Source organism: Streptomyces sp. URMC 124 (assembly GCF_051386455.1).
Classification (GTDB): Bacteria; Actinomycetota; Actinomycetes; order Streptomycetales; family Streptomycetaceae; genus Streptomyces.
The window spans coordinates 1-279 of record NZ_JBPQTS010000426.1; the positions used below are offsets into that span (position 1 = coordinate 1).

A 279-nucleotide genomic window follows, 5' to 3' on the forward strand; every position below is an offset into this window, starting at 1 on the left:
CTGAATATGCCGCTCATTCTCCAGAAATCCTGATCCTCCAGCCAGCTGGCATCACTCCAGCGGTATACCTCGACGGCGAGCTTATTCTCGCCCTGCACCAGGTAAGGGGTAAGATCAAATTCAGCGGGCGTAAAGGAATCCTCGCTGTATCCAACCATCTCTCCGTTCAGCCAAACATAAAATGCCGATTCAACGCCTTGAAAGCTGATAAAAACAGGTTGGCCGCTCCAGTCGTCCGGAACTGCGAACGTTTTTATATAGGAACCGACGGGATTATAT

General features: G+C 50.2%; 1 protein-coding gene. It reads right to left on the minus strand.

What is annotated here, in order from left to right; translation table 11 throughout:
• Positions 1-279: sugar-binding domain-containing protein (locus ACSNOG_RS33205; protein ID WP_436756386.1), on the minus strand; the 279-nt coding region annotated here is incomplete at both ends.